Source organism: Gordonia sp. SCSIO 19800 (genome assembly GCF_018132775.1).
Classification (GTDB): Bacteria; Actinomycetota; Actinomycetes; order Mycobacteriales; family Mycobacteriaceae; genus Gordonia; species Gordonia hongkongensis.
Genome location: NZ_JAGRQM010000026.1, coordinates 35,221 through 55,716 on the forward strand (window position 1 = coordinate 35,221; position 20,496 = coordinate 55,716).

Here is a 20,496-nt window from a genome sequence, read left to right on the forward strand (position 1 = left end):
AGTCACGATGAGCGAGCCATCTATCGGAACCGTGCCGTCGCGGCAGGTCATCCCGGGTACCGAGCGGCACATCTTCCGAAGCGAGTGGCTCGATTCCCGCCAGTCCTTCCCCGTCACGGGCAACTTCGATCTCGCGGCGAACGCCCACGGAGTCCTGCTGGTGCACAACGACGATCGCGTCGACGCCGGTGAAGGTTTCGACGCCCACTTCCACCGGGACGCCGAAATCGTCACGTGGGTACTCGAAGGTGCTGTCACTCATCGTGATTCGTTCGGCAACACCGGCGTGATCACGCCGGGCGTCGCGCAGCGGATGAGCGCGGGCCGCGGGATCACCCACACCGAGGCGAATGCTTCACGGCGCAGCGAGAACCGGGACCTGCGCGTCGTGCAGATGTGGGTGGCGCCCGAGCACGGCGGAGGTGAACCCGGCTACGCCGAACGCGACTTCAGCGCCGATCTCGCGACCGGCGGGCTGGTCACGGTGGTCTCCGGCAGGCCCGAACACGCGGGCACGGATGCGATCTCGATCGGCAACCCGTTCGCGGCGCTGCACGTGGCCCGGATCGGTTCCGGACAGTCGGTCGCCCTTCCCCCGGCACCGTACGGACATTTCTACGTTGCCAAGGCGGTGTCGAGCTGGACGACGGCATCCGACTCGTCGAGGGCGACGCGCTGCGCACCATCGATGAGGGCGCGGTCAGTGTCACCGCGACGTCAGAGGCCGAGATCCTGTTCTGGGAGATGCACACGACGTTCAACCGTGACCTCTGACCACCCGTCGGGCCGAACTGGACGCGGAAAGGAAGCCCAACATTCGTCAACCGGCGATGACGGCGACTGCGAATGCGAGGTCACCCGACGATGGCGCCCCGGAGGTACTGGTCCAGAATGCGCCGGATGTCGACTGCCGGGTTGATGGCGGTGCGGTAGAACACTAGTGAATCCGTGATCGCGAGCAGATCTTCGACCTCGATGCCCGAATTCGGCAGGCCGGCACCGGCGAGCGAACGCGTCGCCACCAGTCGTGCCACGTCCTCGACGTCGGACCGACCGGTCAACCTTCGGCGAATGGCGGGCAGATCGTCGAGTTCGAGGATGAGCGCGTAACGGGCGCGCATGTCGTCGTGTCTGGCAGCGAGGGTGTCGACCAATTCCGACAGCGATCCGGCCAGTTCGTCGACCGGAACCCGTCCGTCGTGGTCGACCCCTTCATCTGTCATCACCAATGCCTCGGTGTCGATCCGGGTGCGGGCCGCCAGTGCGTCGACGATGAGCTCGATCAGCGCGATCCGGGTCCTCGCATGGTAGGAGGTCGACCCCAGCGGCAACCGCGCCTCCCGATCGACAGCCCGATGGGTGAGTGCGCGGACACCGTCGCGGGCGATGATTCGGATGCCGGCATCGGCGATGACATCCCGACGCCCGCCTCCACTGGTCGAATCCGCAGACATGCGCGAGATACTACAGATGTAGCGGATCGTCCCGTAGTCTCTACATGTGTAGAGCCCGATGCATCGCGGTGGACGGAGACGCCAGTGGAAATCGATTTCGTACCCGACCCAACGCTGTATCCCTTCGAGTCACGATGGTTCGAATCGTCGGTCGGACGGCTTCATTACATCGACGAAGGCGTCGGGCGACCTGTCCTGATGTGTCACGGCTCCCCCACCTGGAGCTTCCTCTACCGGCACATCGTGACCGGGCTGCGCGATCGTTTTCGCTGCGTCGCCCTGGACCTCCCCGGCTTCGGGCTGTCCACTCGCCCCGACGGGTTCGGCTACACCATCGCCGAGCTGACGGTTGTCCTCGGCGAGCTGATCGACCACCTCTCCTTGGACGACTTCGTCCTGGTGGGTCACGACTGGGGTGGACCCATCGGACTCGGTGCGGCAGTCCCCCGCGCCGAACGCGTGGGCGGGATCGTTCTCGCGAACACCGCGTTCTGGCCGATCGATCTGCTACCGAATCGATTGTTCAGCGCGGTCATGAGCAGTCGTCCGTTGCGACAGTGCATCCTCGAACAGAATCTGCTCATCGAAGGCGTACTGCTCGGCAGGTTCGGGCCGGACTTGACCAACGCGGAGGCCGAGCACTATCGGCGGGTGCAACCGAGTCCCGACGCCCGATATGGACTCTCGGTCATGCCCGGCGAGATCCGCTCGGCGAGACCACTCCTCGAGCAGTTGGCCGCGGATGTCCCGCTCCGTCTGGGCGATAGGCCGGCACTCGCCGTATGGGGGATGGGGGACATCGTTTTCCGGCCGCGACGCTGCATCCCCAAGATTCGCGCGGCCTTCTCCGACCTGGAGGTCGTCGAGCTCCCGGACGCCAAGCACTTCGTGTCCGAAGACGCTCCCGAGACGATGAGCGCGGCAATCGCCGCGCGATTCCGCGATCGGTGACGAGCTTCGACGACCAATTCTTCGTTGAACTGCACACGATTTGCCATACTGCTGCCAGTTTCCGGCGGCACGGCTACTGTGTGAGCCACTCGAAGGGCGAGGCACTTCGCGCGCCTCGCCGGCCAGGTCGCCAGCGAAAGGACGTTCATGCCTTCCCCGTCGCCCGCAGCACGACTCGCGGCTGAGTTCTTCGGAACATTCTGGTTGGTCTTCGGCGGATGCGGCAGCGCGATCTACGCCGCCAAGCAGATCGCCCAGTCCGAGGACGGCCAGGACACCTTCCAGGTCGGAATCGGGTTCCTAGGTGTCTCTCTGGCTTTCGGTCTCACCGTGGTGACGATGGCCTACGCGGTGGGGCACGTCTCCGGCGCACACTTCAATCCCGCGATCACGCTGGGTGCCGCCGTCAGCGGCCGGCTCTCCTGGAAAGAGCTGCCCACCTATTGGGTCGCGCAGGTCGTGGGTGGTCTGTTGGCCGGCCTCATGCTCTTCCTCATCGCCAAGGGCCAACCCGGGTTCACGGCTGAGGGCAACATGGCCGCCAACGGATTCGGCGAACACTCCCCCAGCAACTACTCCCTCACCGCGGTCCTCATCGCGGAGATCCTGCTGACGGCGTTCTTCCTCATCGTGGTCCTCGGCGCGACCGACGGACGCGCTCCCGCGGGCTTCGGCCCGCTCGCCATCGGACTGTGCCTCACGCTCATCCACCTGATTTCGATCCCGATCAGCAACACATCGGTCAATCCGGCGCGCTCGACGGCGGTCGCCTTCTTCAACGGCAACGGCGCACCCGGACAGCTGTGGGCTTTCTGGCTGGCGCCGCTGATCGGCGGACTGATCGGCGGTCTCCTCTACCCGCTGCTGTTCCAGAACGGGAAGCGCGCGGCAGCCGAACCAACACGGACCGAGACCGCCGACGCCTGATCGTGGCGATGGGCCGGTTCGAGGACGCCCCTGCCGTGCGACTGATGAACCCGAATGCTCGGAGCGGGCCCAACTACTGCTCCCTGAGGAGGCCGGAGCTTGCGGAGGCCGTCACGAAGGGTCCTGGTGAGTCGGGTTGCGAAGACCCTTCGTGACGCGCCCTCCGCAAGCCCGGGCGCTCCTCAGGGAGCAGGGGGCAGGGCGTCCTTTCGGATCAGGGAGCAGGGGCCGGTCGTCGACCTCGACGCGCTCCTTCGTCGCTCGCTCGGCCCGGCGGCTTGCGCTCCTCACACCTCAGGGAGCGAAGGGAGGCCCGGCAGGCCTCGGATTCAGGACGGCGCGACCACCCGCAGGACCTCTCGCCCCGAGTGCAGCCGGGCGATGTTGTCGGTGATGTCGCGCACCCGCCCGACGAACGTGTCACGGGTGACCCCCGAGATGTGCGGGGTCATCAGCACGTTGGGCAATTCGCCGAACGGCAGGCCCGACGGGTCCGCTCGATCGCTGCCCGTCGGATAGCGGTACCAGACGTCGAGCGCTGCTCCGCCGATCAAGCCGTCCCGGAGGGACTCGTACAGATCCTGCTCGACGACGAGCGGGCCGCGGCCCACGTTGACCAGCACACCCCCGGGCCCGAGCCGCCGCAGGTGGCCGGCGTCGATCATCCCGGTGGTACTCGCGGTCAGCGGCGCGGAGACCACCACGACATCGGATTCGACCATCAGACGACCGAGATCAGTGGTGTCGCCGTACCATTCGAGCCCGGTGTCGTCGACGACCCGGCCGGACCCGGTCACCGCACAGGCCCGCGCGCCGAAGGCACCCATCAAGTCCGCGGTTCGTCGACCGATGTGGCCGAAACCCACGTAGCCGATCATCGCGCCACGCAGCGTCCGCGGCTGTTCCACCCCGTCGCGGTACACCGCCGAGGCCCACAGCCCCTGCCGTAGCGCGGCGTCCTGGCCGAGGAGACCTCGGCGCACCGTGACCACCGCGGCGGCGATGTACTCGGCGATCGAATCCTCGTGGTGAAAGGTGTTGGCCACCTCGGTGTTCGCCGCGAGGTCACCGAAACTGACCTTGTCGGTGCCGGCGCCACCGGTCAGCACCAGCCGCAGACCGGATCCCGCGCGAGCCATCGCCGGGGTCACCCGACCGCCGACGTAGACGTCGGCGTCGGCCAGATCGGCCACGAGCGCAGCCTCGTCGAAGGCCGCGTGCCAGGACGTGTTCACATCGGCGGGCAACAGGCTCTCGAACAGCTCGCGGTGCGGCACGAAGTTCCGTTCACCCACCACGACTTTCAGGTCGTCGCCGCGCGTATCCGCCACGACCTCAGCTCCGCACGAGCGCGGGTCGTTTGCTGTCGAACGTCCAGTCCGGGATGAGGAACTGCATCCCGATCGCGTCGTCCCGCGCCCCGAGCCCTTCGGTGCGGTACAGCTGATGAGCGGCTTCCACCTGCTCCATGTCGACTTCGACGCCGAGACCCGGCCGGTCGGGAACCGTGAGGTGACCGTCGACGATCTCGTACGGCTCGGTGGTGAGACGTTGTCCGTCCTGCCAGATCCAGTGCGTGTCGATCGCGGTGATCTCGCCCGGCGCAGCGGCCGCGACGTGCGTGAACATGGCCAGTGACACGTCGAAGTGGTTGTTGGAATGCGATCCCCAGGTGAGCCCCCAGGCATCACACAGTTGCGCGACGCGCACCGAGCCGGCCATGGTCCAGAAGTGTGGGTCGGCCAGCGGGATGTCGACCGCATTCGTGCGGATCGTGTGCCCGAGCTCGCGCCAGTCGGTCGCGATCATGTTGGTCGCGGTCGGCAGCCCGGTCGCGCGCTTGAATTCGGCCATCACCTCACGGCCGGAGAACCGGCCCTCCGGTCCCACCGGGTCCTCGGCGTAGGCGACCACATCGCGCAAGCGTCCGCCGATCCGGATCGCCTCCTCGAGCAACCAGCCGCCGTTGGGATCGAGCGTCACCCGGGCCGTCGGGAAGCGTTCCGCCAGCGCGGTGACGACGTCGGCCTCCTCGTCGGGCGACAGAACCCCGCCCTTCAGCTTGAAATCGGCGAAGCCGTACCGCTTCTGGGCCGCCTCGGCGAGTGCGACGACACCGTCGGCATCAAGGGCCTCCTGATGACGCAAACGCATCCAGTCATCGGTCTCGCCGGCACCGTCGGCGTAGTCCAGCGTTGTCCTGGTGCGATCCCCCACGAAGAACAGATAACCGAGCGCAGCAACGCGATCACGCTGCTGTCCCTCGCCGAGCAGCGCCGCCACCGGCACACGGAGGTGCTGGCCGAGGAGATCCAACAGTGCCGATTCGACGGCGGTCACCGCGTGGATCGTGATGCGTTGGTCGAAAGTCTGATCCCCGCGGCCACCACGGTCACGATCGGCGAACGTACGCCGGATGTCCTGCAGGACCGCGTTGTACTCGCCGATACCGCGACCTTCGACGATCGGTCGCGCATCGTCGAGCGTGGTGCGGATCGGTTCGCCGCCCGGGACCTCACCGACCCCCTGGTTGCCTTCGGAGTCGGTCAGCACGACCAGGTTCCGGGTGAAGAACGGGGCGTGTGCGCCGGACAGGTTGAGCAGCATGCTGTCTCGTCCCGCGACGGGGATCACCCGCATCTCGGTGACCACCGGAGTCGTCGTGGACGTCGATGTGGCTGTCGTCATGGTGAGGTCCTTTCAGAAGTGTCAGAAGAAGATCTGCTGGCCGATGAGCAGTGCCGCGCCGACGGCCGACACCGTGATCGACACGGTGCGGAGCCGATCCCGGTCGAGTACCCGGTTGACGGCGCGGGAGGCGATGAAGCCGAGGACGACGACCGGTGTCAGGGCGAGGAACGCCCAGAGGATCTCGGCGCTCACGCTGCCGGTCGCGGCGAGCGCGGCCATCGACATCAGGCTGCCGACGAGGAAGAACGCACTCATGTTGCTACGCACGTGCGCGTTCTCCTCGCCGGAGTACACCAGCGCCATCGGGGGGCCGCCGATCGACGTGGCCGTGCCGAGCAATCCGGAGGCCGCGCCCGCGGTGGCCAGGTTGCGACGTACCGGTGCCGGCCGCCAGCCGACGGAGGCGATCACGACACCGCCGAGCACGACCGCCGCCAACAGCAGTGACAAACCGCGGGTGGGCAACCAGACCAGCAGCAGGGCGCCGGCGACGGTCCCGGGGACCCGACCGGCCAGAGCCCACCCGGTACCGCGGAAGTCCAGGCTTCCCCGCTCGCGGATCACCACCAGCAGCGTGACTGTCGTCGCCGAAGCGATCAGCATGCCGGGAAGCAGTGTCGGCGCCACCAGGGCGACCACCGGCGCGGCGAGCATGCCCATCCCGAAACCGATGGATGCCTGCATGCAGGACGCGAGGAACACGGCCACCGCGATGGTCACGCATGCCACGACGCTCACGCCAGTACGGCCTTCGTACCGCCGGGCGTGTTCACGCCGCCGGGGCAGGCATGCCCAGGCCGACCCGTCCGCGGGGGTGATAGCACTCGGCGATGTGACCGGCCTCCTGCCGATCGGTGACGGCCGGCGGCAGCGCGGTCGCGCAGACGTCGGTGGCGTGTGCGCAGCGCGTCCGGAACCGGCAGCCCGACGGCGGATTGAGAGGCGAGGGCACCTCGCCGCTCAACAGGATTCGCGAGCGGCGGTTGTCGGCGTCGAGCGTCGGTGCCGCGGACATCAGCGCCTCGGTGTACGGATGCGCAGGATGGTCGAACACGGCTTCGGTACTGCCTGTTTCGACGATCCGGCCCAGGTACATCACCGCGACCCGGTCGGCCACATGACGCACCACCGACAGATCGTGCGAGATGAAGATGTAGGAGATGTCGAGCTCCTGCTGGAGTTCGTTCAGCAGGTTCAGCACCTGCGCCTGTACCGAGAGGTCCAGCGCCGACACCGGCTCATCGCAGATGATCACCTCGGGATCGAGCGCGAGCGCACGGGCGATTCCCAGGCGCTGACGCTGACCACCCGAGAACTCCTGCGGACTGCGGTGTTCGTCGCTCGGCCGCAACCCGACGAGATGCAGCAGTTCACGGACGCGGGCGGCCCGGTCACGCTTGCGCGGGTACAGGTCCTTGTGGGTACGCCACGGCTCGCCGATGATCTCGGCCGCGGTCATCCGATTGTTCAGCGAGGCATACGGATCCTGAAAGACCATCTGCACCTTGCGGCGCAGGGCGAGCAGGTCCTTGCCCTTGAGCCGGTAGGGGTCGGTGCCGTCCCAGCGGACGGTGCCGGTGTCGGGCCGCTCGAGCATCATCAGCGTTCGGGCGAGAGTGGACTTGCCGCAGCCGGATTCGCCGACTAGACCGAGTGTCTCGCCGCGGCGGAGATCGAGATCGATCCCGTCGAGCGCCCGGAGTTGTTTGCGGCCGCCCTTCCCGGACACCGCGAAGGTCTTTCCGACGTCGCGTACTTCGAGGACCCGGCTCGAGTCGAGCGGGGCCGCGGCACCGCGCGCCTTGTCGAGGCCGGGCGTCGTGGCGAGGCTAGTCGTCTCAGGCATTGTCGATCTCCTCCGAGAAGTGGCAGGCCGCGGCCCGGTTGGTGTCGGTGCTCGTCAGCGTCGGCCGTTGCTGCACGCACTGCGCGCGGGCCAGCGGACACCGCGCCTGGTACACACAGCCAGTCGGAATCGAGTGCAGGTCGGGCGGCGTACCGCCGATCGACTTGAGGTCGGCCCCCCGTTCGGCGCTGACGGGAACGGAATCGAGCAGTCCCTTGGTGTACGGATGCTTCGGACTGCCGAAGACCTCGGCCACCGGCCCGGTCTCGACGACGTTGCCCGCGTACATGATCGCGACGCGGTCGGCCTGCTCGGCGACGAGCGCGAGGTCGTGGGTGATCAGGACGACCGCCATGTCGTGTTCGGCCCGGAGGCGCCCCAGCAGTGCCATGATCTGGGCCTGCACCGTCACGTCGAGCGCGGTGGTGGGTTCGTCGGCGAGCAGCACCTTGGGGCTCAACGCCACCGCCATCGCGATGAGCAGACGTTGCCGCATCCCGCCGGAGAACTGGTGCGGGTAGGAGTCGACCCGCGACTCCGGTTCCGGGATGCCCACGTGCCGCATCAGTTCGATCGCCTCGAGGCGGGCCTTCTTCTTCGACATCCCGCGATGGATGCGGAACGGTTCGGCGAGCTGGGTCCCGACCGGGTACACCGGGTTGAGCGCGGTCAGCGCGTCCTGGAACACGATCGCGAGTTCGGTGCCGGCCATCTCGCGTCGCTTCGACGCCGAGGCGGAGACGAGGTCGACGGAGTCCAGGACGATCGATCCGTCCGAGACCGAGGCGATCGGGTCGAGCAACCCGACGAGCGCCTGTGCGGTCATCGACTTGCCACACCCGGATTCGCCGAGCAGCGCCAGCGTTTCGCCACGACGGGCGCGGAAGGACACGTGGTCGACCGCCCGCACGGTACCGGTGGGCGTTCGCAGATCCACGGTCAGGTCGACGACGTCGAGTGCGACCCGATCGTCGGTGCCGGCGTCGGGCCGGTCGAGGGCAGGAGCACTCATCGCAGCGCCTTTCGTGAGGAGAAGAACCGCTTCCGGGCGTTCGGGGTGGTCAGTCGCCACCGCTGACCGGGGTCGGTCGCGATGCGCGCCCACGCGGCCAGCATCGTGGCCGACACGGTCGTGATGACGATCGCCAGGCCCGGGAAGAACGACAGCCACCATGCGGTCTGCAGGTAGGTCCGGCCTTGCGACACCATCAGGCCCCAGCTGACGTCGGGCGGCTGGATACCGATGCCGAGGAACGACAGCGACGACTCCGCGAGCATCACGTAGCAGAAGTCGAGGGTGGCCACGGTGAGCAGCGTGGGGAGCAGGATCGGCAGGACGTGCCCGCGGAGTATCGCACCGCTGCTCGCACCGAAGGTCCGTGCCGCGTCCACGAACACGCGACTCTGCAACTCGGCGGATTCGGCCCGCGCGGTCCGTAGGTAGATCGGGATCCGGGTGATCGCCAGCACCGCGATGATGTTGGCGGCGCTCGGCGAGAACACGTACAGGATCACGACTGCGAGCAGCAGCGACGGGAAGCTCATGATGACGTCGGCGATGCGCATCGCGGTGGTCTCACGCCAGCCGCGGTGGTATCCGGCCCACATGCCGATCGCCGAGCCCACGACGCACGAGATGATCACCGCGGGCAGGGAGACCATGAGCGTGGTCTGGCAGGCGACGATGAGCCGGGCGAGCATGCTGCGACCCAGCGGGTCGGTGCCCAGCACGTTCATCCAGCCCGTGTCGAGGTTGAACGGCGGGAGGTTCGACTCGTCCAGGTTCTGGTCGGTGGCGGCGTCCCCGACCAGCCACGGACCGAAGATCGCGGTGAGCAGGATGAAGGTCAGGATGCCGGCGGCGACGGTCGCGAACTTGTCGCGGAGCAGCAGCCGCCACAGCGGCAGTTGCCCGCCGGGCACCTTCTTGGCGGCGACGGAGTCGCCGGTGATGTCGGTCGAGGCGACGGGACTCGTCGTGTCGACGGGATCGGTGACGATGGACATGTGTCAGTACTCCTCGATGTGTCCGGCGACTAGACCGTGGCCTTGTCACGAACGCGTGGGTCCAGGAGGGCGAGACCCGCGTCGATGACGATGTTCAGGATGAAGATGCTGAGAGCGGTGAGGAGCACCGCGGCCTGCAGGACCGCGAAGTCGCGTTGCAGGATCGAATCGATCATTAGCTTGCCGATGCCGGGCCAGCCGAAGATGGCTTCGACGATGACCGCGCCGTTGATCAGGCCAACCGCGAGATCGCCGGCGACGGTGAGGGCGGGGGCGGCCGCATTGCGCAGTGCGTGGTGGGTGACGATCCGGAAGTCTCCGGCCCCTTTGCTTCTCGCCACCTTGACGTAGGGGGCCGACAGGGCCGAGACCATGGCGCCGCGCACCACCTGGGTGAGAACGCCCAGCGGTCGGATCATCAGTGTCGCGATGGGCAGGACCCAGGCCAGCACCCCGCCGGTACCGGAGGTCGGCAGCCAGCCGAAGACAACCGCGAAGATCCAGATACCGGTGATCGCGAACCAGAAGTCGGGGACGCTGGCCGCGGTCATCGACAGCAGGCTCGAGAAGCGGTCGGCGAGTGAGTTCGGTCGGTAGGCCGCCCAGCAACCGATGATGATCGAGCCGAGGACGGACAGCACGAGCGTGACGAAGGCGAGCTGCAGAGTCGCCGGGAACGCTGCGAGCGCCATGCTCGCCGCCTGCTGGCCGGTCTTCAGTGACTCACCGAAGTCGAGGTGGAAGACGCCGGCGAGGTAGTCGGTCATCTGTTGCCAGATCGGTTTGTCGAGCCCGTTCGCGGCGGCGAACTCGGCGCGCTGCTCCGGGGTCGCGGAGACCGGGAGGTAGAGATTGGTGGGGTCGCCGGTGAGCCGGGCCATGAAGAACACGCCGAACAAGACGATGATCAGCGGGATCAGGCTGGTGAACATCCGGCGCCGGAGGAAGGTGAGCATCGGTCATCGCCTCTGTTTCAGTCGTTCTGGGCTGGCGCGTGGGTCATCTCGGCGAGACGCATCTCGTCACCGGTGGCCGAATTGGGCCGGTAGGCAACACGATTCGCCTTCGCGAGAACTGCTTGCATGTGTGCGATGTACGCGTACTGGCGGATCTCGCGCGGCTCAGCGGCCAGGACCGCGGCGAGTGCGTTCTGACGGGCCGGGCCGGTGAGGGCCTCGGCGGCACGGATCTGTTCGTCGTAGGCGGCTGCGCCGTAAGTGCTCTGGTAGCCGTCGGACAGCATGTACTGGTCGAGAGTGAACTGGGTGTCACCGGCCTGGTTGCCGTGCATGATCATCAGCAGCACCGGCCCCGACCCGGGCACGAAAGGCCGTGTCTGATACTGCATCTGACCTGATGTGTCCATCATCTCGATCTTGACGTCCAGCCCGATCTTGCTGAGCGTGAACTGCAGGTTCTCGATGGTCTCGTTGATCTTCGGGAACTGACCGGTACGGCCGATGAGGCGGATGGTCCGGTCGACCGGCACCCCGTCCGCACGGGCTTCGTCGACCAGGCGCTTGGCGCGGTCGAGGTCGTACGGCGTCGGGGTCAGCTGGTCGTTGTAGCCGACGATGCCCTCCGCGACCAGCTGGGCCGCGGGTGTACCGAGACCCTGGAACAGCGCGTCGACGATGCCGACGCGGTTGACGGAGAGATCGATGGCCTCGCGCACCCGGTAGTCGGTCAGGGGCGCATCGGTGGCCTGCATGCGCAGGGCGGTCGTCTCGTTGTTGGTGTAGGCGATGCCGAGATCACCTGCTCCGTCTTCGGGGCCGAGTGAGGTGGCGATGTCCGCTTCGTCGTTGGAGACCATGGCGGCACGGACACTGCCCTCGGAGCGCCATTGGTAGACGGCGCGGGTGAATGCGGGGGCGTCGCCGTGATAGTTCGGATTGGCTGTCAACGCCACGCGCTGGCCCGAATCCCAGAAGTCGACCATGTAGGGGCCGGTCCCGATCGGCACGCGCACCTTGTCGTCGGCGACGGTGGTGCGCGGAACGATCTCGATGAAGGAGAGACGCAGCGGAAGGATCGGGTCGGGTGTCTCCGTGCGGACCTCGATGGTGTCGGGGTCGACCACAGTCACCTCGCGGGTGGTGTCGTCGAAGACGTAGCCGTTGACGTCACAGCCGATGGCGCCGTTGAACGTGCGGCGAATCGAGAACGCGGCATCCTCGGCGTCGAACGGCTGCCCGTTGCTGAACCGGATACCCGTGGCCGTGGTGAAGCGCCATACGTTCGGTTCGACCTGGGTCCACTCGGTCGCGAGACTCGGCTCGAGCGCACCACTGTCGGGGTTCCGTTCGATGAGCGGCTCGGTGATGTTGGACCGCACGACGACACCGGTCGCCGTCAGCGAGGCATCGCAGGGTTCCAGCGTGGGCGGCTCTTGGGGCAGGACTATGCGCAGGGTGTCCGGGGAAGCGCTCTCGCCGGCTGTCGTGTTGGCGACGCTGCAACCACTGGCCGCGAGCGCGGCCACCGCGGACAGGGCCAGCAGACACCCGGCGGGGCGCTTCCGGGATCGCAGATGTGCGATCTGCATGGGGACCTCCGATGAGAGAAAGACTGCGAGTGATCTCGCGGTGGGCTCGACCGCGTTTGTGACGGTAGACACACGCTATGAGCGTCGCGATGACGGCGTCAACAGCGCAAAAGCCCAGCAAAAGGCCGTTTCGACGGGTTTTGGCACCGTCCGGGGAGTGCCAGGCGGAGAACGGGCGAGACCCGAAATGGCCGCTGACCTGACGGTTCTTCGCGCCGCCGTGCCAGACACCGAATCGACGACGCCACATCCATACTGTTTGAGTATCGATCCATGTTATTTGCGTGTTGGACAGGTATCCGTGAGCGCTTCTAGCGTGGAGTCATCGACCGAAGGACCGGTCTGTGTCCTGCACTCCTGGAGGTCAAGCATGACGAGCAGTACGGCCGGCACCGCGACGGCAACGGAAACCATTGGACTGAAGGACCTTTCGTCGTTCCACGGCTCTGTTCTCCGCGTCGGCCCGCTGAAGCCCTCGCTCGAGGAGCGTCTCGAAGGTACCTACGGCGCCCCGCGACTGCCCGATGACCGAGAGGCGCGGAAGGCCTTCCTCGCGCGCAACGCCGACGCAGTGACCGCGGTCGTGACCTCGGGACGAACCGGGGTGGACGCCGGCTTGATGGCCGAGCTCCCGAACCTCGGCGCCATCGTCCATTTCGGCGTCGGTTACGACACCACCGACGTCACCCGTGCCGCCGAGCTCGGCATCGGCGTCAGCAACACCCCGGACGTCCTCACCGACTGCGTCGCCGACACCGCAGTCGGACTACTCCTCGACACGATGCGCGGACTCGCCGCGGCCGATCGGTTCGTCCGAGCCGGCCGCTGGCCCGTGGAAGGCAACGTTCCGCTCACCCGGAAGGTCTCCGGCACCGACGTCGGCATCCTCGGACTGGGCCGTATCGGCTCGGCGATCGCCCACCGCCTGACCGCCTTCGGGTGCCGGATCGCCTACCACAACCGCCGTCCCATCGACGGCTCACCGTATCGCTACGCGGCGTCGCCGGCCGAGCTCGCCAGCCAGGTCGACGTGCTGATCGTGGCCGCCGCCGGCGGTGCCGACACGCGCCATCTCGTCGACCGGGACGTCCTCGAGTCGCTGGGCGCCGACGGCTTCCTCATCAATGTGGCGCGCGGCAGCGTCGTCGACGAGGACGCCCTCGTCGACCTGCTGCGGCGCGGCCGACTGGCCGGCGCCGGGCTCGACGTGTTCGCGCACGAGCCGGAGGTGCCCGAGGCGCTGCTGGCCATGGACAACGTCGTACTTCTCCCCCACCTCGCGAGCGGAACGGTCGAGACACGTGCCGCCATGGAGGAACTCACCCTCGCCAACCTCGAGACCTTCCTGCGTACCGGTGACCTGTCGACACCGGTCGTCGCACCGAATCACGCTCTGCGAAAGGACATCTGATGTCTGTCGTCCTCAGCTACCTACCGACACCCGAGGGGCGCGGCGCACTCCCGTTCGGCTTCGCCGAGGCCCGCATGCGCGGCACCGGCGTCGTGATCGTCGCCGATGGTGACAACGCCTCGTCGCCGGAGTTCCTGGTCGACCTGGAGAACGCGCGCGAGGTGGCTCAGGCCGGTGACGTCGACTACCGTGTCGCCGAGAACGATCCGGGCCTCTCGCACGCCGACCAACTCATCGACGCATCGTACGACGACGCAGCGGAGCTCCTGGTGATCGGCCAGCGCAGGCGTTCACCGGTCGGAAAACTGCTGACCGGCAGCGTCGTCCAGCGTGTGCTGCTCGACGCACAGTGCCCGGTGGTCGCGGTCAAACCGCCCGTGCGCGCCGCGGTCTGATCGGGCTTTTCCACCGCAACCACTGCTGGTCGAGCAGCGTCGAACGAGCGAAGCGAGTCCGCCGCGCCCGTCGAGGCCACCGAGGTGAGGTCGTCGACGAGTTCAGGTACACAGCCGACGAACTCGATCGAGGTCGCCGTCAGATCCATTCACGTTCGGGTAGAACATCTCTCATCAACCGCGCGAGTGCCGGGTTGGTGTTGTCCGCGCGCCAGGCGACGTTCATCTGCACCGGACGATCGCGGATCGCGGTCACCTCTTTGAACACCACCCCGTCGGGATGCATCGTCATCGCCGATTCCGGCACCAGCGCCATCCCCAGCCCGGAATGCACGAGGACCAGCATCGTGTGCACCTGCGTCACGTACTGGACGTAGCGTGGCGAGGCCCCCACCGCAGTGAATGTGCTGATCAGCAGTTCGTTGAAGTAGCGCGCGTCCGTGGGCGAGTACATGATGACCGCCTGGCCGTCGAAGTCCTCGATCGCCAGGTGCTCGACGCCGGCGAACTCGTGATCGGCAGGCAGTGCCGCGACGAGCCGCTCATGATGCAGCGGACGGGAATTCACGCCCGGCCGCGAGATCGGCGGCCGCACGATACCGAGGTCGAGGTCGCCGCGGACCAAGGCCTCGACCTGGGCGACGGTCACCATCTCCCGCAGCACGAGGCGCACGTCCGGCAGTCTCTCACGGGCGGTCTGCATGAGCCGGGGCAACACCGCCCGCGCCGAGGCACCCGTGAAACCGATGTTCACGGTGCCCAGGTCGCCCGCAGGCACCCGACGCACGGTCAGGGCCGCCCCCTCGGCGAGCGCGACGATCCGCCGCGCGTCAGGCAGGAAGGCCGCCCCGGCCGCCGTCAGCGACACCGCACGACTGCTGCGCTCGATGAGCTGAACTCCGAGTTCGTGTTCGAGCTGCTGGATCTGGCGACTCAACGGCGGCTGGGTCATGTGCAACCGCTCGGCCGCTCGGCCGAAATGCAGCTCCTCGGCGACCGCGATGAAGCAGGTGAGGCGCGAGAGAGAGAACATCGATCCACTTTCGGCATCGTTACCCCGCGATCTGCGGAGTGGTGTGGATGACGCTAGCCCACTCCCACGGTGACGGTCGAGGGTTCGCTCACGCTCACCACCGCGGGCTGGAGTTCACGAAGCCCGGATCGATGGACTGCATGTACCCGGTATCGTCCCGGTCGCGGATGCCGCAGTCGAGGTACTGCTGGTGCAGGGCCTCCAGCGACTCGTCGTCGAGTTCGACGCCCAGACCCGGGCCGGTCGGGACCGGCACCGCACCGTCGACGATGCCCAGGACGCCGGGCTTCACCACATCCTCGGTCTTCCACGGCCAGTGGGTGTCGCAGGCGTAGGTGAGGTTGGGTGTCGCAGCCGCGAGATGCACCATCGCGGCGAGGCTGATGCCCAGGTGCGAATTGGAGTGCATCGACAGGCCGAATCCGAAAGTCTCACAGATACCGCCGAGGAGACGCGACCGCTGCAGGCCGCCCCAGTAGTGGTGATCGGACAGGACGACCGAGACCGACCGCTTGCGCACCGCCGGTTCGAGGTGATCGAAGGCGACCACGCACATGTTCGTCGCGAGCGGCATGGACGCCTGCTCGGCGACGCGCGCCATACCGTCGAGGCCCGGGGTCGGGTCCTCCAAGTACTCGACGATGCCCTCGAGTTCCGCCGCAACGCGCAGCGAGGTCTCCACGGTCCACGCCGCATTGGGGTCCAGGCGCAACGGGATCCCGGGAAACTCGGCGTGCAGCGCCTTGATGGCGGCGATCTCTTCGTCGGGCGCGAACACGCCGCCCTTCAGTTTGATCGCGGTGAACCCGTAGCGGTCGATCATCCGGTGCGCCTGCCGGATCAGGCCGCTCGGATCGACGGCCTCGCCCCACTCGTCCGGCAGTCCGTTGGTCCCGGCCGCGCCGGGGTGGGCCGCCCACTTGTAGAACAGGTAGGCGCTGAACGGCACCCGGTCCCGCACGCGGCCGCCGAGCAGATCACTGACCGGCCGACCGAGGACCTTGCCCTGGATGTCGAGACAGGCGACTTCGAACGGCGAGAAGACACGATCGGTGGTGCTGGCGGTGGTGATCATCCCGGCCACTCCGTCGCCGCCGGTCACCGACAGGGTCGAGACCCGCAGGTCGATGGCATCGCGCAGGTTGTGGAGCGCGAAGGCATCGAGTCCGATGATCGCCTCGGCGGCGGCCTCCATCCGCGCGAGATGAGCGGTGTCGGCGTAGGTCTCGCCGAGCCCGCGGATTCCGCCGGCCGTCTCGATCACGATGATCGCCCGCAGTGCGTAGGGCTGGTGCACACCCACCGTATTGAGCAGCGGCGGGTCGACGAAGGCAACCGGGGTGACCGTGACCTCGGTGATCGTGGTGTCGGTCTTCGGACTCGACACGGTTCGGGTCCCGACCGGCACCGACTGGAAGGTGTTCGTCGACATGAGTTCTCAGACCGTGGCCTGCGCGGCGAGCGTCGTCGCGAGGACGGCGCGCCCGGCGGCGGTGATCCGCTCGAGCTCGGCCTGGTGCTCCGGTGTCGGCTGGACCAGCGGCGCGCGCACCGGACCCGCTTCGATGCCCTCCATCGTCACACCGTGCTTCACGAGTGCGACCGCATATCCCGGCACCCTGTTGCGTAGCCGGACCAAGGGGTGGAAGAAGTCGCGCAGCAGCGCCTCGGTCAGCTCGACGTCGCCGTTCTCCAACGAGTTGTAGAACGCCAGCGCCAGTTCCGGGGCGAAAGCGAACGTCGCCGACGAGTACAACGTGACACCGATGGCCCGGTAGGCCTGCTGGGTGATCTCGGCGGTGGGCAGGCCGTTGAAGAACAGGAACTCCTTGCTGTCCCCGAGTGCTTCCTTGACCGCGATCACGATGCGCGACACGTTGTCGAGGTCACCGGTGCCGTCCTTGAACCCGATGACCGTCGGCAGCTTGGCGACCTCGATGGCCGACGCCTCGTCGAACACGGCGTTGCCGCGGTTGTAGACGATGAGCGGCAGATCCGTGGTGGCCGCGACCGACCGCGTGTACTCGGCGAGGCCGGCAGGCGGCGTCGTCACCAGGTACGGGGGCAGGAGCAGGATGCCGTCGGCCCCATTGGCCTTCGCACTCACCGCGAACTCGCGGGCCTGGACGAGGGAGCCGCCGGCACCGGCGAACACCGGGACGCGACCGGCGACGGTCTCGACCGCACAGCGGACGATCCGCCCGAACTCCTCGAGTCCGAGGGCGTGGAATTCGCCGGTGCCGCAGGCGACGAACACGCCGCCGGGGCCGGCGGCAACCCCGCGGTCGATGTGTTCGGCGAGGCGACGGTAGTCCACCTCTCCGCTGCTGCCGAAGGGTGTGACGGGAAAGAACAAGACGCCGTTGAGCATTGGGACTCCTTGGATGGGGTGAGGATCAGTCGCGGATGAGTTCGCCGTCGACACGGCGCCAGATCTGTTCGGGGTTTCCGTCGGCAATGGGGTCCGGCAACAGCGTCGTCGGAACGTCCTGATAGGCCACCGGCCGCAGAAAACGCTCGATGGCGAGCGACCCGACGCTGGTGCTACGGCTGTCGGAAGTGGACGGATAGGGTCCGCCGTGGACCATCGCGTGTCCGACCTCGACGCCAGTTGGCCACCCGTTGAAGAGGATTCGCCCGGCCTTGAGTTCGAGTGCCTCGAGAAGCACCCGGGCGTCGTCGAGGTCGGAGTCCGCGGCATGCACGGTCGCGGTGAGCTGACCTTCGAGCTCGGCGGTCACCTCCCGCACCTGCTTGAGGTCGCGACACCGCACCACGAGGCTCGACGACCCGAAGATCTCCTGCTGCAACGTCTCCGAAGCGAGAAAGGTCTCGGCCCGCGTGCCGAAGAGCGCGGCGGCGCAGGTGTTCGGACCCGTCGCTTCCGCCGATCGGGCGAGAACCTCCGCGGCCGAACCGAACTCCTCCACGCCGGAGGCGTAGCTCGCGGCGATCCCCGGGGTCAGCATCGGCGTCGGCGTCGAGGCGGCGATCGCCTCCGCGGCAGCGGCGATGAATGCATCGAGATCGGGACCGTCGACCGCGATGACCAGGCCGGGATTGGTGCAGAACTGTCCCGAACCCATCGTCAGCGAGCCGACGAATGCGCGGCCGAGGCCGGCGGCATCGGCACGCAGCGCCCCCTCGAGTGGGTAGACCGGGTTGATCGAGCTCATCTCCGCGTACACCGGGATGGGTTCGGTTCGCGACGCCGCAGCGGCGACGAGAGCCGTTCCGCCCGAGCGCGACCCGGTGAAGCCCACCGCCTTGATGCGCGGGTCGGTCACGAGGGCGATACCCAGGTCGGGCCCGCTGCCGTAGAGCAGGGAGAAGGTGCCGGCAGGCATTCCGGTGGCGGCCACCGCCTCGGTGATCAGACGTCCCACCAGTTCTGATGTGCCGGGATGGGCGTCGTGGGCCTTCACCACCACGGGACATCCGGCGGCCAATGCCGACGCGGTGTCGCCGCCGGCGACCGAGAACGCGAGCGGGAAGTTACTGGCGCCGAACACGGCGACGGGTCCGAGCGGCACCTTGCGCTGCCGGATGTCGGCGCGCGGCAGCGGCGTCCGATCCGGCCGTGCGGGATCGATCCGGGCGCCGTGCCAGCTGCCCTCGCGCAGCACCGAGGCGAACAACCGGAGCTGACCCGACGTCCGTCCCACCTCACCGGTGATCCGCGCCGCCGCGAGTCCGGTCTCGGCCACGGCACGCTCGACGAGGACCTCGGTCGACGCATCGAGGTTGTCCGCGATCGTCGAGAGGAACCGCGCCCGTTCTTCGGACGAGGTGGCGCGATACGGTCCGAACGCTTCCGCGGCCGCAGCGGTGGCACGGACGACGTCAGCTGGGGTTCCGTGTGTGTACGCGGGCAGGAGACGAGTGCCTGTCGTCGGGTCCACGCCGTGGACGGCCTTCCCCGCGCCGGTCACCCGCTCACCCGCGATGATCAGTTGTCCGGTGAGGTCCTGCGTCGTCAGCGGTGCGGGGTGCTGCGCAATGGTCATCGTGGTCCCATCCGTTGTGCGTTGGCATTCCGCCGAGGTGGCCCGGCAGCGGCGGCGCCACGTGAGAGCTGTCATCTGCTCTCGATGGCGGGTCGCCGTCGGCGCGGCTGTGCGGTGAGCTCGGCCTTGTCCCGACCGTAGAACTCACGATCCATACATGTCCAAGTCAAATATGGACGTCTTCAATGCTCGGAGTGAATCGACCCAGGTGACCGGTTCAGTCGGGACGCGCTCGCTCGTCAGCCCATACGCCATCCGGCCGGCCCACGCCGGACCGCGTACCAGACCAACAGCAGTCGACAGTGGGACAATCACTGCGCCGAATCCGACATACCGCACAGCGCCAAGCCACGGCGAGCGCCGGCTGCCGGAGCGGGCACACCACCCATTCGACGAAAGCGGAATCCAGAACCGATGAAGCGCATTCGCCTCCTCGCCGTCATGGCCCTGGCCATCACGGCACTCACCGTCTCCTACGGCACCGCACACGGCGCTCCCGCGCCCGCCGCGCCGTCCCACTTCTCCAGCGCATCCGCCGACGGGACCTCCATCACCTCCCAGCTCCGCAACGCGACGTTCGTCGCAGGCGAGCAGGAACTCCGGGTCGTCGACTCACACGGACGGACCATCGAGCGGATCGGACTGGTGCTGCCGTTCGACGGCGCCGCTGTCCCGATGCGCGCGAAGGTCTCCGCCGACCGCACCCAGGCGACGTTCACGCCGATCCTCACCCCCGAAGCCCGCGCGGCGATCGCCGCCGGCGTCCGCCCGGCCTCGGCCAAGAAGGACCGCGCCTACCAGCAGATGATCTGGCACATCACCAACGGGTGGAACCGCGGCGGCAACGTCACCACCGCCATCGGCGCGCTCGCCGGCCTCATCATCGGCTGCATCATCATCGTCGGCTGCGTCTGGGGTGCGGGCGTCGGCGCGGCCATCGGAGCGGTCATCGGCATCAACAACGGCGACCCCCGCGCCGGGCAGTCGATCCTGAACTGGATCAACACTCCGTAAGACCAGCGAGCAGGGCCTCGCTACTCGGGTCCCAGATGCTGCAGAATCCCCAACTCCGCGTGCGGGGTTGGGGATTTTCTGCTTCTTCCGGCTTGCGGACGCGCGTTCGGCGGTGGGCCCGGCATGCACCGTGCCCTAGTGGTGTGTCTCGCAATTGTCTAGCTCGTTGTTCGGTAGGCTGGGTTGATGAGTGCACCGGCAGCGTGTTTGCG

18 protein-coding genes and 1 pseudogene are annotated in these 20,496 nt (G+C 67.6%); 6 read left to right on the forward strand and 13 right to left on the reverse strand.

The window, feature by feature from the left end; all coding sequences use genetic code 11:
• The first annotated feature begins 7 nt into the window (after positions 1 to 7).
• A pseudogene (locus KB201_RS21905) lies at positions 8 to 774 on the forward strand (pirin family protein).
• An 80-nt stretch (positions 775 to 854) separates the two neighbouring features.
• On the opposite strand, the gene KB201_RS21910 reads toward KB201_RS21905, so the two are convergent.
• Positions 855 to 1,454, reverse strand: a complete 600-nt coding sequence (locus tag KB201_RS21910) for a TetR/AcrR family transcriptional regulator (RefSeq protein WP_058251809.1) — start codon at positions 1,452 to 1,454, stop codon at positions 855 to 857.
• An 84-nt stretch (positions 1,455 to 1,538) separates the two neighbouring features.
• Between KB201_RS21910 and KB201_RS21915 the strand changes: the two genes are divergently transcribed.
• Both KB201_RS21915 and aqpZ read left to right on the forward strand, forming a co-directional pair.
• A complete protein-coding gene (locus KB201_RS21915; protein ID WP_058251808.1) occupies positions 1,539 to 2,405 on the forward strand; it encodes an alpha/beta fold hydrolase in 867 nt (288 codons plus the stop codon).
• 147 nt (positions 2,406 to 2,552) lie between these two features.
• The gene (gene aqpZ / locus KB201_RS21920; RefSeq protein WP_058251807.1) at positions 2,553 to 3,332 is read left to right on the forward strand and encodes an aquaporin Z; all 780 of its coding nucleotides are present in this window, start codon (positions 2,553 to 2,555) and stop codon (positions 3,330 to 3,332) included.
• A gap of 329 nt (positions 3,333 to 3,661) precedes the next feature.
• On the opposite strand, the gene KB201_RS21925 is transcribed toward aqpZ, so the two are convergent.
• From KB201_RS21925 to KB201_RS21960, 8 genes are read right to left on the reverse strand one after another with little or no spacing between them, the layout of a single operon-like run.
• Entirely contained in the window at positions 3,662 to 4,639 is a 978-nt protein-coding gene (locus tag KB201_RS21925; protein WP_249146300.1) for a 2-hydroxyacid dehydrogenase, read from the reverse strand.
• A gap of 28 nt (positions 4,640 to 4,667) precedes the next feature.
• Positions 4,668 to 6,020: an enolase C-terminal domain-like protein gene (locus tag KB201_RS21930; RefSeq protein WP_058251805.1), complete on the reverse strand. Its 1,353-nt coding sequence runs from the start codon at positions 6,018 to 6,020 to the stop codon at positions 4,668 to 4,670.
• 21 nt (positions 6,021 to 6,041) lie between these two features.
• Positions 6,042 to 6,761, reverse strand: a complete 720-nt coding sequence (locus tag KB201_RS21935; RefSeq protein WP_078113209.1) for a sulfite exporter TauE/SafE family protein — start codon at positions 6,759 to 6,761, stop codon at positions 6,042 to 6,044.
• 31 nt (positions 6,762 to 6,792) lie between these two features.
• Positions 6,793 to 7,869, reverse strand: a complete 1,077-nt coding sequence (locus KB201_RS21940) for an ABC transporter ATP-binding protein (protein ID WP_211540452.1) — start codon at positions 7,867 to 7,869, stop codon at positions 6,793 to 6,795.
• The gene (locus KB201_RS21945) at positions 7,862 to 8,881 is read right to left on the reverse strand and encodes an ABC transporter ATP-binding protein (protein ID WP_211540453.1); all 1,020 of its coding nucleotides are present in this window, start codon (positions 8,879 to 8,881) and stop codon (positions 7,862 to 7,864) included. Before KB201_RS21945 ends, KB201_RS21940 begins: the two co-directional genes overlap by 8 nt.
• Entirely contained in the window at positions 8,878 to 9,876 is a 999-nt protein-coding gene (locus KB201_RS21950) for an ABC transporter permease (RefSeq protein ID WP_137808531.1), read from the reverse strand. The genes KB201_RS21945 and KB201_RS21950 overlap by 4 nt, the downstream gene beginning before the upstream one ends.
• Before the next feature lie 29 nt (positions 9,877 to 9,905).
• Positions 9,906 to 10,832, reverse strand: a complete 927-nt coding sequence (locus KB201_RS21955) for an ABC transporter permease (RefSeq protein ID WP_137808530.1) — start codon at positions 10,830 to 10,832, stop codon at positions 9,906 to 9,908.
• A gap of 17 nt (positions 10,833 to 10,849) precedes the next feature.
• A complete protein-coding gene (locus tag KB201_RS21960; RefSeq protein WP_211540454.1) occupies positions 10,850 to 12,424 on the reverse strand; it encodes an ABC transporter substrate-binding protein in 1,575 nt (524 codons plus the stop codon).
• Between the two features lie 370 nt (positions 12,425 to 12,794).
• Between KB201_RS21960 and KB201_RS21965 the strand changes: the two genes are divergently transcribed.
• Both KB201_RS21965 and KB201_RS21970 read left to right on the forward strand, forming a co-directional pair.
• The gene (locus KB201_RS21965) at positions 12,795 to 13,835 is read left to right on the forward strand and encodes a 2-hydroxyacid dehydrogenase (RefSeq protein ID WP_211540455.1); all 1,041 of its coding nucleotides are present in this window, start codon (positions 12,795 to 12,797) and stop codon (positions 13,833 to 13,835) included.
• Positions 13,835 to 14,230: a universal stress protein gene (locus tag KB201_RS21970; protein WP_058251799.1), complete on the forward strand. Its 396-nt coding sequence runs from the start codon at positions 13,835 to 13,837 to the stop codon at positions 14,228 to 14,230. The genes KB201_RS21965 and KB201_RS21970 overlap by 1 nt, the downstream gene beginning before the upstream one ends.
• Before the next feature lie 139 nt (positions 14,231 to 14,369).
• Here KB201_RS21970 and KB201_RS21975 read toward each other — a convergent pair whose 3' ends face one another.
• The 4 genes from KB201_RS21975 to KB201_RS21990 all read right to left on the reverse strand — a co-directional run bounded on the left by KB201_RS21975 (position 14,370) and on the right by KB201_RS21990 (position 19,270).
• On the reverse strand, positions 14,370 to 15,263 hold the full coding sequence (locus KB201_RS21975) for a LysR substrate-binding domain-containing protein (protein ID WP_211540457.1): 894 nt from the start codon (positions 15,261 to 15,263) through the stop codon (positions 14,370 to 14,372).
• A 94-nt stretch (positions 15,264 to 15,357) separates the two neighbouring features.
• A complete protein-coding gene (locus tag KB201_RS21980) occupies positions 15,358 to 16,695 on the reverse strand; it encodes a glucarate dehydratase family protein (RefSeq protein ID WP_249146285.1) in 1,338 nt (445 codons plus the stop codon).
• A 6-nt stretch (positions 16,696 to 16,701) separates the two neighbouring features.
• The gene (locus KB201_RS21985; protein ID WP_211540459.1) at positions 16,702 to 17,634 is read right to left on the reverse strand and encodes a 5-dehydro-4-deoxyglucarate dehydratase; all 933 of its coding nucleotides are present in this window, start codon (positions 17,632 to 17,634) and stop codon (positions 16,702 to 16,704) included.
• Positions 17,635 to 17,659: 25 nt separating this feature from the next.
• The gene (locus KB201_RS21990; protein WP_211540460.1) at positions 17,660 to 19,270 is read right to left on the reverse strand and encodes an aldehyde dehydrogenase (NADP(+)); all 1,611 of its coding nucleotides are present in this window, start codon (positions 19,268 to 19,270) and stop codon (positions 17,660 to 17,662) included.
• 414 nt (positions 19,271 to 19,684) lie between these two features.
• On the opposite strand from KB201_RS21990, the gene KB201_RS21995 reads away from it, so the two are divergent.
• Positions 19,685 to 20,284, forward strand: coding sequence for a hypothetical protein (locus KB201_RS21995; protein ID WP_068971945.1), 600 nt, complete (start codon positions 19,685 to 19,687; stop codon positions 20,282 to 20,284).
• Positions 20,285 to 20,496: the final 212 nt, after the last annotated feature.